Source organism: Kitasatospora sp. NPDC002522 (assembly GCF_053595195.1).
The window spans coordinates 49,274-62,405 of record NZ_JBSFXE010000033.1 but is presented as its reverse complement, the minus strand read 5'-3'; the positions used below and the strand labels follow the sequence as shown (position 1 = coordinate 62,405).

At 74.8% G+C, this 13,132-nt stretch carries 12 protein-coding genes and 1 tRNA gene; 7 read left to right on the top strand and 6 right to left on the bottom strand.

Annotated features, from left to right (window positions below; all coding sequences use genetic code 11):
• Positions 1-14: 14 nt before the first annotated feature.
• Positions 15-368, bottom strand: a complete 354-nt coding sequence (locus ACWD4U_RS25565; protein WP_449787310.1) for a hypothetical protein — start codon at positions 366-368, stop codon at positions 15-17.
• A gap of 245 nt (positions 369-613) precedes the next feature.
• Here ACWD4U_RS25565 and ACWD4U_RS25560 point away from each other — a divergent pair, with 245 nt between their 5' ends.
• Positions 614-1,129, top strand: a complete 516-nt coding sequence (locus ACWD4U_RS25560; RefSeq protein ID WP_363460166.1) for a DinB family protein — start codon at positions 614-616, stop codon at positions 1,127-1,129.
• Positions 1,130-1,168: 39 nt separating this feature from the next.
• On the opposite strand, the gene ACWD4U_RS25555 is transcribed toward ACWD4U_RS25560, so the two are convergent.
• Entirely contained in the window at positions 1,169-1,774 is a 606-nt protein-coding gene (locus ACWD4U_RS25555) for a TetR/AcrR family transcriptional regulator (protein ID WP_363460167.1), read from the bottom strand.
• A gap of 121 nt (positions 1,775-1,895) precedes the next feature.
• A complete protein-coding gene (locus tag ACWD4U_RS25550) occupies positions 1,896-2,627 on the bottom strand; it encodes an SDR family NAD(P)-dependent oxidoreductase (RefSeq protein WP_363460169.1) in 732 nt (243 codons plus the stop codon).
• Between the two features lie 232 nt (positions 2,628-2,859).
• Between ACWD4U_RS25550 and ACWD4U_RS25545 the strand changes: the two genes are divergently transcribed.
• The gene (locus ACWD4U_RS25545) at positions 2,860-3,507 is read left to right on the top strand and encodes an NAD(P)-dependent oxidoreductase (RefSeq protein ID WP_363460171.1); all 648 of its coding nucleotides are present in this window, start codon (positions 2,860-2,862) and stop codon (positions 3,505-3,507) included.
• 10 nt (positions 3,508-3,517) lie between these two features.
• On the opposite strand, the gene ACWD4U_RS25540 is transcribed toward ACWD4U_RS25545, so the two are convergent.
• Complete coding sequence (locus ACWD4U_RS25540; RefSeq protein ID WP_363460173.1) at positions 3,518-4,048, bottom strand: GNAT family N-acetyltransferase; 531 nt, start codon at positions 4,046-4,048, stop codon at positions 3,518-3,520.
• A 565-nt stretch (positions 4,049-4,613) separates the two neighbouring features.
• On the opposite strand from ACWD4U_RS25540, the gene ACWD4U_RS25535 reads away from it, so the two are divergent.
• Both ACWD4U_RS25535 and ACWD4U_RS25530 read left to right on the top strand, forming a co-directional pair.
• A tRNA-Met gene (locus tag ACWD4U_RS25535) sits at positions 4,614-4,687 on the top strand.
• A gap of 466 nt (positions 4,688-5,153) precedes the next feature.
• The gene (locus tag ACWD4U_RS25530; protein WP_363460175.1) at positions 5,154-5,372 is read left to right on the top strand and encodes a hypothetical protein; all 219 of its coding nucleotides are present in this window, start codon (positions 5,154-5,156) and stop codon (positions 5,370-5,372) included.
• Between the two features lie 41 nt (positions 5,373-5,413).
• On the opposite strand, the gene ACWD4U_RS25525 is transcribed toward ACWD4U_RS25530, so the two are convergent.
• The gene (locus tag ACWD4U_RS25525) at positions 5,414-6,448 is read right to left on the bottom strand and encodes a polysaccharide deacetylase family protein (protein ID WP_363460177.1); all 1,035 of its coding nucleotides are present in this window, start codon (positions 6,446-6,448) and stop codon (positions 5,414-5,416) included.
• Positions 6,449-6,558: 110 nt separating this feature from the next.
• On the opposite strand from ACWD4U_RS25525, the gene ACWD4U_RS25520 reads away from it, so the two are divergent.
• On the top strand, positions 6,559-9,051 hold the full coding sequence (locus ACWD4U_RS25520; RefSeq protein ID WP_363460179.1) for a SpoIIE family protein phosphatase: 2,493 nt from the start codon (positions 6,559-6,561) through the stop codon (positions 9,049-9,051).
• Positions 9,052-9,089: 38 nt separating this feature from the next.
• Here the strand turns inward: ACWD4U_RS25520 and ACWD4U_RS25515 are convergent, their stop codons facing one another.
• Positions 9,090-10,322 carry a serine hydrolase domain-containing protein gene (locus ACWD4U_RS25515; RefSeq protein WP_363460181.1) on the bottom strand — a complete coding sequence of 411 codons (1,233 nt, stop codon included), beginning with the start codon at positions 10,320-10,322 and terminating at the stop codon, positions 9,090-9,092.
• A 260-nt stretch (positions 10,323-10,582) separates the two neighbouring features.
• Between ACWD4U_RS25515 and ACWD4U_RS25510 the strand changes: the two genes are divergently transcribed.
• The gene (locus ACWD4U_RS25510; protein WP_363460183.1) at positions 10,583-12,166 is read left to right on the top strand and encodes a sensor histidine kinase; all 1,584 of its coding nucleotides are present in this window, start codon (positions 10,583-10,585) and stop codon (positions 12,164-12,166) included.
• Between the two features lie 40 nt (positions 12,167-12,206).
• The gene (locus tag ACWD4U_RS25505; protein ID WP_363460185.1) at positions 12,207-12,854 is read left to right on the top strand and encodes a response regulator transcription factor; all 648 of its coding nucleotides are present in this window, start codon (positions 12,207-12,209) and stop codon (positions 12,852-12,854) included.
• Positions 12,855-13,132: the final 278 nt, after the last annotated feature.

The following is a 13,132-nucleotide window of genomic DNA, read 5'->3' as shown; positions in this document are numbered from 1 at the left end:
GCGGGCACCGACAGTCAGCGCGGCAGGACCTCCTCGACGGCGCTGGTGCCCGAGCCCGGGCGGGACTCCCACCGCCACGTCTCGTCCATCCGGAGGCGGCCGTCGGCGAGCCGGGTGAGGGTGCTCACGCAGTGGCCGGAGTTGGTCTCGCCGTGGCGGTTGAGCTGGACGTAGCGGAACTCGACGGCGTCGCCGCTGCGGGTGCCGACCAGGTGACCGCGGACGATGTCGCCGCCGCGGTAGTCGGCCCAGACCACGCCGTCCTGCTCGTGGTACGCGAAGCGGGTGGCGCGGTCGACCTCGCCGGCCTCGGGGCGGGCGACCGGGGCGAACTCCAGTCCGTCGAGCGAGGGCAGCACGGACAGCATGGGCGGGACTCCTTCCACGGGACCTTCCCCGGCGGACCTCCACGGGACGCGGCTGTTTCCGGGGGCGGGCCGCCAGAAGAGCACGCCGAGCCCGCCTGACGTCGGCATTTCCGCATGCTGGACGGCCCGCCACCGGGCGGGCCGCCCGCCCGAACCCCGCGCCCGCGCGTCTCCGAACGTGCGGTCTTTGCCCCGTGATCGACGAACTGCCGCCGCGAGCACGGAAGTTCGGGAATCCTGGGGTCATGGCCGACACCACTACCGACCGCGAGGTCGCGGCGCTGTTGCGGGTCCTCAACCAGCAGCGGCAGCACGTCCTGACCATCCTCGACGGACTCGACGAGGAGGCCCTGCGCCGCCCCGTCCTCCCCTCCGGCTGGCACAGCCTGGGCATCGTCCAGCACCTCGCGCTGGACGTGGAACGGTTCTGGTTCCGCGCCGTGCTCGCCGCCGACCCCGCACTGGTCGAGCTCTTCACCGGCGGCAGCGCCCCCGACTCGTGGAAGCCCGGCGCGGACCTGACCGCCGCCGACATCTTCGCGATCTACCGCCGCGAGACCGACCTCGCCGACGCCGTCATCACCGCCAACGCCCCCGAGACGCCGCTCGGTTGGTGGCCGCAGGAGATGTTCGGCGAGCCGCACGTGCACGACCTGCGCGACCTGCTGCTCCACGTCATCGCCGAAACCGCCTGCCACGCCGGTCACCTGGACGCCGCCCGGGAGATCATCGACGGCAAGCAGTTCCTCGTCCTGGGCTGATCGCGCTCCGATCGGTGGTCCTGCGGTTCGTCGCGCGGTTCAACCCGCGTCCGGGTCGCCCCCGAGGGCGGCCCGGACGGCGCGGGCGAGCACCGGCACCGCGCTGCGCAAGTCGCCGTCGGGGCCGGTGAGTTCGCGCGCCAGTGCGTCGTACGTCTCGAAGCCGGTGAGGGCGGCGAGCAGTGCTCCGGCGTCCGCGGGCGGCTCGGGCAGCCGGGCGGTGAGCACCCGGGCGCCCTGGTGCCGGCGGGCGTCCCGGTCGGCGATCACCTGGGCGGTCTCCTCGTCCAGCGCGGCCAGCGCGCGCAGCCGGCGGGTGCACAGCCGGTCGACCGCCCAGAACTCGCCGAACGCGGCGACGAACCCGTCGATCGCCTGCCACGGATCGGCGGCGGTGAACACCGAGGCCAGCCGGTCCAGCCCGCCGTCGGCGGCGAGCGCGTCGCACACCGCCTCCAACAGCCCGGTCCGCGAGCCGAACTGGTAGTACACGGTGGCCCGGGCGACGTCCGCCCGGCGGGCCACCGCGTCCAGCGAGAGCGCGCCGGTCTCGGCGAGGTGGCGGCGGGCCGCCTCGACGATCCTGGCGCGCGTCTCGTCGACGTCGGCCTGCCGCTGTCCCATCCGGTAGGACCGGGGGCTCATCGCCTTCGCCTCCCCTGCTCGGTGCACGTCTGTCGACTGGCAGTATCCCCCGTCCGCCGCGGCCCCCGGTTTCGTCGACGACCCGGCTGCGGTGACGACCCGGCCCAGAGGATGACGCGGCTCAGAGGATGACGCGGCCGCCGCTCACGTCCAGGGTCTGGCCGGTGATCCAGGACGACGCGTCGGAGGCCAGGAAGAGCGCGGCCGCCGCGATGTCGGCCGGTTCGCCGAGCCGCCCGAGCGGGTGCGCCGCGGCGACCGTGCGCTGCACCTCGGGCGGCATCTGCGCGGCCGTCCGCTCGGTGCGCACCGCGCCCGGGGCGATCGCGTTGACCCGCACGCCCTCGCCGGCGACCTCCAGCGCCAGGTGCCGGGTGAGCATCAGCACCCCCGCCTTGGCCGCCGCGTACGCCGCACTCGCCCCGCTGGGCAGCCGGCCGGCGGTGGACGCCATGGTGATCACCGAGCCGCGGCGGCGCTCCGACAGGCCCGGGAGGAAGGCTCGGACGGTGAGGAAGGCGGCGGTCAGGTTGCCGTCCAGCACCGCCCGCCAGTGCTCCGGGCTCTCCTTCGCGGTGGGTACCGGGTAGCCGTCGCCGCCCGCGAACGCCGCGAGCACCTCGACCGGTCCGAGCGCGTCCTCGATCGCGGCGGCCCCCCGGGCCAGCGCCTGCGCGTCGGTGCAGTCGGCGACGACCGCGAGCCCGCTGCCGCCCGCGGCGCGCAGTTCCTCGGCGACGGCCTCCAGCGCCTGCTGGTCGCGGCCGATCACGGCGACGGCGGCGCCCTGCCGGGCGAAGGCGCGGGCGGTCTCGGCGCCGATCCCGCGACTGCCGCCGGTGACCACGGCCACTCGGCCGGCCAGGTCGGGGTAGCGGGCGTCCTGGGGGGGTGTCGGCGTACGTGTCGTTGCGGTGGGTGTCCATGGTTCCTCGCCTCTCCGGTGCGCTTCTCGCGTTGGCGCGGGTGTGGTTCACTGAAATCAGTCATACAGGCTGTCTGAATGAATTACCAGTCCCCGCGCTGCCCCGGCGCTGCCCCGGCCGTCCGTGCGGTGCAGGGCCCCATCCGAGGAGGAACCACCGATGCGCATCGCCGTTCTGGGAGCCGCCGGACGCACCGGCCGCCTGGTCACCGACCTCGCGCTGGCCGCCGGCCACGAGGTCACCGCCGTGGTCCGCGACCCCGCGAAACTGTCCGCGCCCGACGCCGTCGCCCCACGGGCCCTGCGGGTCGCCCGGGCTGACGTCCAGTCACCCGGCGCGCTGCAGGCCGCCGTCGCCGGGCAGGATGTCGTGGTCGCCGCGCTCGGCACCTCCGGCCGCGCCGCCACCACCGTCTTCTCGGACGCCGCACGGGAGTTGACGGCCGTACCCGGGCTGCGCCACGTGCTGGTGATGTCCTCCGCAGGCCTCGACAGCGACCACCTGCCGCTCGCCCAACGGCTGGTCACCCGGCTGGTCGTCGACCGCCTCTACCGCGAGATCCACCGCGACCTGGCCCGGATGGAAGCCGTCCTCGCCGCCTCCGACCTGCCCTGGACGGTGCTCCGCGTCCCGATGCTCAAGGACGGCCCCGCCGCCCCCGCCCCCGTCACCGCCTACGACCGCCCCCTGCCCCGCGCCGGCACCGCCACCCGCACCACCGTCGCCACCTGGCTGGTCACCCACCTCGCCGACCCGGCGACCCTCCACCACCGCATTGCCATCGCCGACGGCGGCGCGGGTGACTAGACGCGGGTGACTAGACGTCGAGGATCCGCTCCCACAGCAGCGCGTCCCGCCACTGCCCGTCGAGCAGGATCGAGGAGTGCGCGACGCCGTACGGGCTGAACCCGTTGCGGCGCAGGACCCGCTGCGACGGCAGGTTCTCCAGGTTGGTGGACGCCTCGGCGCGGTGCAGCCCGAGTTCGTCCGCCATCATCCGGAGCGCGAGCCCGACGGCGCGCCCGGCGTGGCCCTGGTTCTGGGCGACACTGCCGATCCAGTACCCGACCGAGCCGCGACGCAGGTGCGCCTGCGGCAGGATGCCCCCGACGGTGACCTGCCCGATCACCGCGTCGTCCGCCAGCACCACGCCCGGCCAGACCGTACCGGCCCGGTGCCCGGCCAGCAGCCTCTCGATCCGCTCCGCCTGGCCCTCCGCGGTGAAGAACCCGGCCGACTGGACCGGCTCCCACGGCCGGAACGCCTCGACGTCCCGCGCCCGATGCACGGCGATCGGCGCGGCGTCGGCGGGCTCGATCAGGCGGATCCTCGTGCTGCTGCTGCGCATGGGGTACATCCTCGTCGCGGGTGCATCGGCTGGGACGGCCAGCCTAGGCAACGTCGCCGGGAGGCCGGTGGACTCCGCTCGACCTGGTGACCTGCGGCGCCGATCGGGGTGCGGTCCGCCCGCCACGAGGCGTCCGGTGCACACACTTCCAACTCCGCATTCCACCCGACGCCCCGGACCGCAGTCGCCAGCTTCAGCAGGTAGTGCTCCATCGACTCACCGGCCAGCGCGCAGCGCTGCGCCCCGGCGTCGTGGGCGAAGCACCGCATCCGGGTGGGGGAGAGCTTGGCGTGCAATGCCATGCCCGCACTCCGGCCAGGCCAGCGGCATGCGGGGGCGCGCCCGGTGCACGGCCGTCCAGGTCGAGCCGCACTCAAGGTCGTCCCGGCTCGCATCCAACCTGCCCCGCTCGGCGTGTACCGCCGTGATCGCCACCCGTCCCCCCGCCCCTCGATGCCCCCCGCCCCGGGGTCGCTCCTGCCCGCCCGGGCACGCCGGCGAACCACCGCACCGGCAAACCGGTTCGCGTCCGGCAGCTGACGTGCCGTAGAGTCCAGGTCACCGACGCGGGGTGGAGCAGCTCGGTAGCTCGCTGGGCTCATAACCCAGAGGTCGCAGGTTCAAATCCTGTCCCCGCTACTGATGGTCCGGGCCCGGTGTGTCTCAACGCACCGGGCCCGCTCGCGTTTCCCCCAGGGCGGGGCGTGATGCCCTGCCGGCGTGCCCGCTGCGAGGTCGAAGGAGCGGCGGCGGCAGCAGGGTTGGCAACCCGACGATGCGGTCGGCTGCGACCACTTCCGCACCGCCCCCTCCTACCTCCCCGAGCTACGGACCTACCTCGACGCACTCTTGCGGGACCGCGAACGCCTCGCCGCCGCCACCGACCTCGACGCCTGGGCCCGCACCGAAGCGACCCTGTCCGAGGAGGAGATCAAGCGCATCCGCACGTTGATCCGCCGCGTCGAGACCGACCTCGGCGGGCTCACCGGCGAAGAACGCGAGCAGATCAGGACGCAACCCGCACCCCGCGCAAAGCCCGCAGCGTCTCCCCGGGCATGCCCGGGATCCGGCCGCCGGAGCCCGAACTGCGGCTGGAGTGTGACGCGTGAGCACATCACCGGACCACCTGACGCGAGCGCGGGCCGCGGACTCCGACCGTCGCCGAAACCGGGTGTTCAAAGCCCCGGACTGGTCGGGGCAGCCCGGACTCGCCCTGCCCGACGCGTGGGAGCACGGCATGGACGATGCCCTCGACGCCGCCGTCGCCGACACACCGGACACCGAACCCCTCCGCGCCCTGCTCGCCGGCAGCCTCCACGCGTAGGCACGCGCCGTGCGACGGGAGCCGCGCACGATCCAGCTGCGCTACAGGTAGTCCTCCAGGCGGGCGATGGCGAAGCCCTGGGCGGTGGCGGTGGCGATGACCCGGCGGAGCATGTCGGGCATGGTGCCCTTCCAGTCGGGTGCGGGGGCGCGGAAGTGGGTGAGGATGATGTCGCCGGGGTGGAGCTTCTGGTCGGCGTAGCGGTACTCGACGTGGTCGGGGAAGGCCTCCTCGTTCCAGAGCGGGACGGCGGTGATGCCGCAGGAGGCGGCGGTGCGCAGGACGGCGTCGGTGTACTCGCCGTAGGGGGGTCGGAAGAGCCGGGGGCGGGTGCCGAGTTCCTTCTGCAGGCGGTCCTGCTGGCCGCAGATCTCGCGCTGGAGTCCGGCCTGGTCGAGGCGGCGCAGGTCGGGGTGGGTGATGGTGTGGTTGTTCACCGCGACGCCGTGGTCGCGCATGGTGCGGAAGTAGCCGTAGTCGGAGCGGGCCAGGTAGTCGGAGAGGAACGCGGAGAGCGGGACGCCGAGCTCGGCGGCCATCGTGCTGAACCGGGGGTCCTTCTCGGCGCCGTCGTCGACGGTCAGGAAGACCACCTTGTCGGAGGTCGGCACCCGGTAGACCACCGGCGGCAGTCCGGCGGTGTGCTTGACGCCGGGCTGCTCGGTGAGCTCGGGCTTGGTCCGGGGAGCCGCCGGGGCCTTCAGCGGGGGAGTGGCCAGCCCCCAGCGGCGGGCGGTCAGTACCGCCTGCTGGAGCGTCAACTCCTGCTCGGCGAGGCCGATCCGGCTGTTCAGCTCCTGCTGGGCGGCGCCCTGCGGGACGGTCGCGGGCCGGACGGCGGCGAGCTGGACCGCGGGTGGCGCGGCCGGTACCGCGGTGTGCTGGTCGCCGTCCCCGGAGGAGAACGCGGAGCACCCGGTGGCGAGGACGGCCAGCCCGGTGAGCGCGGCGACCCGCCGACCCGGCCGCAGCTGCCGCAGCGTGCGGAGCCGGCGCAGCGGACGGACGCGTGGGCCGCGCGGCGGCAGGGGTGAGCACGAGGGTGGTGGGGGAGACGACGGCGAGGACTTCGGCATACCGGCCGATGATCCCCTTGTCATACCGGCGGCAATCAGGCCTCACCCGGACGGAGGGGCCGCCTTCCCCCGTTTGACACCCCCCGAGGCGGCGGCGTACAGAGAAGTACATGCGCCTGGGTGACCCGGCGGACCCCTCCGAACCGCCGACCGTCAGCGAACCGGAACCGCCACCCGACAGCGACCCGACGACGCGCACCGGCCCCGCGCCGGCCGCCGCCCGCCCACGCTGGGGCGCGGCCACCGAACCGCTGCTGGCCGACGGCCTGCTGCGCGCCGTCCGCACCACCTCCGCGTACGGCGGCGTGCTGTACCTGCGCTCCGCCGACCGCCGCTCGCTGGTGGTGGCCACCGTGGTCGGCATCCCGCTGCGGCTGCTGGAACCGTTCCACCGGATCGCGGTGGCCGCGCCGCTGCCGGTCGCCGACTCGTACCGCGGCGGGCGCACCATCGTCCTCGCCGACGCCGACGACACCATGCGCCGCTACCCGCGGCTCGCCGTCGGACTGCCCTACGCGCACGCCTCCGCGAGCACGCCCGTCACGGCCGGCGACCAGACCTTCGGCGTGATCACGGTGTTCTGGCCCGCCAACGGCACCCGCCCGCCCGCCGCCACCCGCCGCCAACTGCGCACCGCGGGCAACCGCCTCGCCACCGCGCTGCTCCCGTACGGCGAGGAGGTGCGCGCCGACGGCACTCCGGCGGTGGTGGCGCTGCCGGTGCCCGGCGGCGACGGCGTCCGGCTCGGCTTCCTCGACTGGGACCTCGCCACCAACCGGCTCTCCGTCGACGACGGACTGCGCGAGATCCTCGGACTCGACCGGTTCGACGGCCGCGACACCACCCTGCTGGAACGGATCGCCGCCGAGGACGTCGCCCCGCTGCGGCAGACCGCCCGGGAGGCCGCCCGGAGCGGCCGCCCGTTCACCCAGCGGGTGCGGCTGCGCGAAGCCGGGGGCGGCCACCGGCTGCTCGACCTGTACGGCCACCCCGTCGCCGCCCCGGCGACCCTGGTGGTCGCCGTGCTGGACGCCACCGCCGCCGTGGCCGCCACCGCCGCGGTGGAGCGGCTGCGCGACGGCGTCTTCGCGCTCGACCCCGACGGCCGGGTCGGCTACGTCAACCGCAGCGCCGAACTGCTGCTGCACGCCACCCGCGAGGAACTGCTCTCCCGCCACCCCTGGGAGGTGCTGTCCTGGCTCGCCGACCCCGCCTACGAGGACCGCTACCGCTCCGCGATGATCTCCCAGCAGCCCACCGCGTTCCTCGCCCGCCGCCCGCCCGACCACTGGCTGGCGTTCTCGCTGTACCCCGACGCGCACGGCCTGACCGGCCGGATCGTCCCCGCCGCGCCCAGCGCCGACGTCACCCTGCCCGAGGCGCCGCCGCCCACCCCGGCCTCCGTCGGCGCGGTCTACCACCTGCTGGCGCTCGCCAGCGCCCTCACCGAGGCGGTCACCGTCCAGGAGGTCTCCGACTGCGTGATCGACCAGATCCTGCCGGGCTTCGGCGGCCAGGAACTCGCGCTCTACCTGGCGCAGACCGGCCGCATGCACCTGGTGGCGGAGAGCGGCTACCCGCAGGGGTTCCTGGAGCCGTTCGAGGGCACCCCGATCCGGGCCCGGCTGCCCGGGGCGGAGGTCTTCACCAGCGGCGCGCCGATCTTCTTCGAGTCCGAGCGCGAACTCGCCGCCGCCTACCCCGGCCTCGCCCGCGACGAGATGCAGGCCTGGGCCTTCCTCCCGCTGATCGCCTCCGGACACCCCGTCGGCAGCCTGATCCTCGGCTTCGACCGGGCCCGCCGGTTCACCGCCGAGGACCGCTCCGTGCTCACCGGCCTCGGCGGCCTGATCGCCCAGGCCCTGGAGCGCGCCCGCCTCTACGACGCCGAGTCCGCCGTCGCCCGCGGCCTGCAGCAGGCCCTGCTCCCGCACCGGCTCCCCGCCGTCCCCGGCCTCGCCACCGCCGCCCGCTACCTGCCCGGCACCCGCGGCATGGAGATCGGCGGCGACTGGTACGACGTGATCCCCACCCCCGACGGCGTCTTCCTGGTGATCGGCGACGTCGAGGGCCACAGTGTGAAGGCCGCCGCCCTGATGGGCCAACTCCGCAGCGCGGTACGGGCGTTCGCCAGCGGTGACGAGCCCGTCGAAGCCGTCGCCGACCGCACCAACCACCTGCTGGTCGACCTCGACAGCGGGCTGCTCGCCTCGTGCTGCATCCTGCGCCTCGACCCCCGGCGGCACACCCTGCGCGCCGTCCGGGCCGGCCACCTGCCGCCGCTGCTGCGGGCCGCCGACGGCCGCACCACCGTCCTCGACCTGGAGGGCGGCCCGCTGCTCGGCATCGACCGCGGCGTCGACTACCCCGTCACCGAGACAGTCCTGCCGCCCGACGCCACCCTCCTGCTGTACACCGACGGCCTGGTCGAGCACGCCGGCACCCCCCTGGCCGAGGGCATCGACCGGCTCCGCGCCGCCTTCGCCCACGCCACCGCCCCCACCCTGGAATCCCTCGCCGACCTGCTCCTCGGCCACGCCCGCCACGCCGCCCACCGCGCGGACGACGTGGCGATCCTGCTCGCCCGGCTCGGCGGCCCCTGACCCGGCGTCAGGCGAGGATTCAGGCGGACGGGCGCGCGTCAGCCGAGCGCGGCCGCGGCCAGCTGCATGATCACCGGCATCTCGACGCCGTCCGTGCCGGTCGGGTTGAGCGAGTAGACGACGGTCCGGGACAGGTCCCGGGTGGCGAAGACGCCACTGGTCCAGCCCGGCCGGGAGCCGGTCTTGCCCCAGACCACGACGTCGCCCAGGGCGAAGCGCTCCAGGCCCATGCTCATGCAGGCGCGGCCCGCGTCCGGTCCGGTCGTGCACTTGCTGCTGTGGTAGGTGGGCACGTCCGGGACGGTGAACAGCGCCTGCTGCTGGGCGGGCGGCAGCAACTGGCCGCGGAACAGGGCGCCGATGAAGCGGTCCAGGTCGGGGGCGCTGGAGATCAGACCGCCCTCCGCCCACGGCCACGGGCTCTGCTCGGTCACGTCGACCTGCCGCGAGGTGCCGTCCGGGTTCGGCACCGTGAGCCGCGGCCGGGCGGTCGGGCGGGTCAGCGCCGGGTCGTCCGTCGCCGGGACGGAGGTGTCGTGCAGGCCGAGCGGGCGGATGATCCGCTCGCGGACCTCGCGGGCGTAGCTCCGGCCGGTGACCTTCTCGACCAGCAGGCCGGCCACGAAGGTGTTCATGCCGTTGTACTGCTGCGCGGTGCCGGGCGCGAAGACCATCGGCTCGCCGGCCATGGTGGCCACCACCTGCTCGGGGGTCCAGGCCTCGAAGCGGTGGTCGACGAACCAGGCCGCGGTGCCGTCGCCCCACGGCCCGGCGGCGCCGTTCGGCAGCCCGCTGGTGTGGTTGAGCAGGTCGCCCACCGGGATCGGCGGGTAGGACGCGTCCAGCAGCCCCGGCAGGTACTGCTGCACCGGCGCCGCCAGGTCGATCCGGTGCTCGGCGGCTAGCTGCAGCACCACGGTCGCGGTGAACACCTTGGAGATCGAGCCGACCCGGAACCGGCCGTCCGCGTCCGGCGCCCGCCCGGTGGCAGGGTCGCCGACCCCGCCCACCGCGGTCATCCGGCCCGCCCGCCCGGAGATGCGCACCAGCGCGCCGGACACGTCCGCGGTCGGCAGTTCCGCCAGCACCCGCTGCACGGCCGCCCGGTCCAGCGGCGGCACCGTCGCCGCCGTACGCTCCACGCCCACGGCCGCCGTCCCCGTGGCCGCCGACGCGGGCCCGGCGGCCGTCCCCACCACCAGCGCGGCCAGCGCCGCCCCCGCGGCGACGGCGGTCCAACGGCTACGACTACGGCGCACAACAGCGTTCACAACGGCTCCCCGTGACGGTCGGTCAGTTCCTCAGGGCGGCCACGTGCGGCCGCCTGAAGGAGCATCACCGAATCCGCCGCCCGCGCCATCCGGGCCGAGCCCCCATCCGGCCCCCATCCCGCCCGGCCCGGCAGCACCGAGACCCCTCCGGGACGACCCCGAGACGCCTGCCCGTCCACCGCGTGGTGCGCCGATCGTCGGAGCGGGGTCGCGACTTTCGGGGGCAGCCGTTCGGGTGGCGGGTTGGCTAGCCTCGGGGGGTGATCGGTGAGTGGGTGGCGAAGGTGTTTCCGGGGCCCTGGCGCCGGCGGCTGGTGGTCAAGGAGCTGCTCGGCGGGCTCGCGGTGTGCGGGGTGGCGGCGCTGCTGCAGCGGGCGGACGACGGGGGCTGGCCGCTGTTCGCGGTGCTCGGCGGCAGCGCGGTGCTGTTCGCGCTGCGGCGCGGCCTGCCGGGTCCGGTGCTGGTGCTGGCCGCGGCCGCGGCGGGCGGGCCCGGCGGGTTCGTCCCGGTGCTGGCGGCGGCCGGCTACTCGGCGGGCCGCCGGCTGAACCGGCCGTGGAGCGCGCCCGCGGCGTTCGGTGCGGGCTTCGTCGCGCTGACCGGCGTCGCCCTGCTGCAGAACGCCCACGACCGGCTGCCGGTGCCGCTGCTGCTCGGGCTGTGCGTCGCCGGGTTCCTGCTGATCGGCGTGCTGCCCGCGCTGTTCGGGCGGTACCGGGCGCAGCGGGTCGCGCTGCTGGACAGCCTGCGCGAGCGCAATGCGCAGCTGGTCAGGGAACGGGTGATGATCGCCCATCAGGCCCGGCTGCGGGAGCGGCACCGGATCGCCCAGGACATGCACGACAGCCTCGGCCACCAGCTGGCGCTGATCGCCGTGCACACCGGCGCGCTCGAGGTGGACCGCACGCTCGGCGAGCGGCAGCGCGAGGCGGTCGCGGTGCTGCGCCAGGCCGCCACCGGCGCGATGCGCGAACTGCGGGAAGTGGTCGGCCTGTTGCGGGACGACACGGTGCCGGAGGCGGGCGGCGTGGACGCGGTCGACCGGCTCGCCGAGGCGTCCCGGGCGGCCGGCGCCAAGGTCGACCTGCGGCACGAGGGCAGTGCGGTGCCGCTGGCGGCACCCACCGGCCACGCCGCGTACCGGATCGTCCAGGAGGGGCTGACCAACGCGCACAAGCACGCGCCGGGCGCGCCGATCGCCGTCACCCTCCGGTACGAGCCGGACACCCTGGTGGTGGAGGTGGTGAACGGCCGGCCGCAGGGCGAGGCGGTGGCGGCGGTCTCCGGCGGGCAGGGACTGACGGGGCTGCGCGAACGGGCCCGGCTGCTCGGCGGGATCGTGCACGCGGGGGCCACCCCGGACGGCGGCTACCGGATGGCCGGACTGCTGCCGTACACCGCGGACGGCGGCGCGCGGGAGGCCGAGCAGGACGAGGAACTCGCGGGCCTGGAAGAGCTGTTGGTGGGTCCGGAGCGCCGCCGCCGGAGCCCCGCGGTGGGCTGCGCGGTGGGTGCGCTGGCGGTGCTCGCCGGGGTCGCGGTGGTCGCGGTGATCGGCGTGGTCATGTTCGTGACCTCGATGCGGGACGCCACCGTGCCGGCGAAGCTGTACGACTCGATCCAGGTCGGCGACGCGGAGTCGCAGGTCGACGACCGGCTGCCCTCCGGGAGCGACTTCCTCACCGGCGACTTCCGCAAGATCGGCCCGCCGGTCCCGGAGGGTGCGCACTGCCGGTGGTTCGCCGGCGACCAGCAGACCGCCGACGGCGAGCAGGACGTGGTGCGGTTCTGCTTCCGGGACGGCGTGCTGGTGGAGAAGCAGCACTTCCATGGCAAGGTATGACCATCGCACCGACGACCGCCGTGCAAGGAGTGTCCGCCCCGTGATCCGCGTGCTGGTGGCCGACGACGAGCCGCTCATCCGGGCCGGCATCCGGATGATCCTCACCTCCGCCGAGGACATCGAGGTGGTCGGCGAGGCCGCGGACGGCGTGCAGGCCCTCGAACTGGCCCGGACGCCGGCCGCGGACGTGGTGCTGCTGGACATCCAGATGCCGGTGCTGGACGGCCTGAGCGCGCTCGCCGAACTGCCCCGGGTGGCGCCCGCCGCCCGGGCGCTGGTGCTCACCACCTTCGGCGAGCGGGAGAACGTGCTGCGGGCGATCACCTCCGGCGGCGCCGGGTTCCTGCTGAAGGACACCGCGCCCGGCGAGCTGATCCAGGCGGTGCGGGCCGCCGCCACCGGCCACGCCTTCCTCTCCCCGGCCGCCACCCGGCACATCGTGGACAGCCTGGCCGCCGGCCCCGCCGCCGCCCGCGGCGAGCAGGCCAGGCGACGCCTGGCCGTCCTCACCGCGCGCGAACGCGAGGTGGTCGAGCTACTCGGCGAGGGACTCTCCAACGCCGACACCGGCACCCGGCTGCGGATGAGCGAGGCCACCGTGAAGACCTACGTCAGCCGGATCCTGGCCAAGCTCGACTGCGACAACCGCGTCCAGGCCGCCCTGCTGGCCCGCGACGCCGCGCTCTGACCCGAGGCCAGTTGTTATCGCTCACATGGCGACTCCCCACTATTGCCATCCGCTGACACACCGTCAAGACGTCCGATGTGGACGACTCCACGGCTCTGTCGCGCCCCTGGACGGGATCGAGATGTCGGGGCTATAAACGTGACACCTGTCCAAATGGTTGGACCTCGCGCTCTCCGCACCTCGGCGACGCTTCGACGCCACCCCCTTTGCTCGCCACCCGCACTGCCGGCCGGACGCTGCTCGCAAGCAAAATTGTTAACGCTAACAGTCGGACGCCG

Excerpts from the sequence above, each read along its gene's own strand:
- ACWD4U_RS25565 (WP_449787310.1), bottom strand. The coding sequence starts at position 368 with ATGCTGTCCGTGCTGCCCTCGCTCGACGGACTGGAGTTCGCCCCGGTC.
- ACWD4U_RS25560 (WP_363460166.1), top strand. The coding sequence starts at position 614 with ATGGCCGACACCACTACCGACCGCGAGGTCGCGGCGCTGTTGCGGGTC.
- ACWD4U_RS25555 (WP_363460167.1), bottom strand. The coding sequence starts at position 1,774 with ATGAGCCCCCGGTCCTACCGGATGGGACAGCGGCAGGCCGACGTCGAC.
- ACWD4U_RS25545 (WP_363460171.1), top strand. The coding sequence starts at position 2,860 with ATGCGCATCGCCGTTCTGGGAGCCGCCGGACGCACCGGCCGCCTGGTC.
- ACWD4U_RS25540 (WP_363460173.1), bottom strand. The coding sequence starts at position 4,048 with ATGCGCAGCAGCAGCACGAGGATCCGCCTGATCGAGCCCGCCGACGCC.
- ACWD4U_RS25525 (WP_363460177.1), bottom strand. The coding sequence starts at position 6,448 with ATGCCGAAGTCCTCGCCGTCGTCTCCCCCACCACCCTCGTGCTCACCC.
- ACWD4U_RS25520 (WP_363460179.1), top strand. The coding sequence starts at position 6,559 with ATGCGCCTGGGTGACCCGGCGGACCCCTCCGAACCGCCGACCGTCAGC.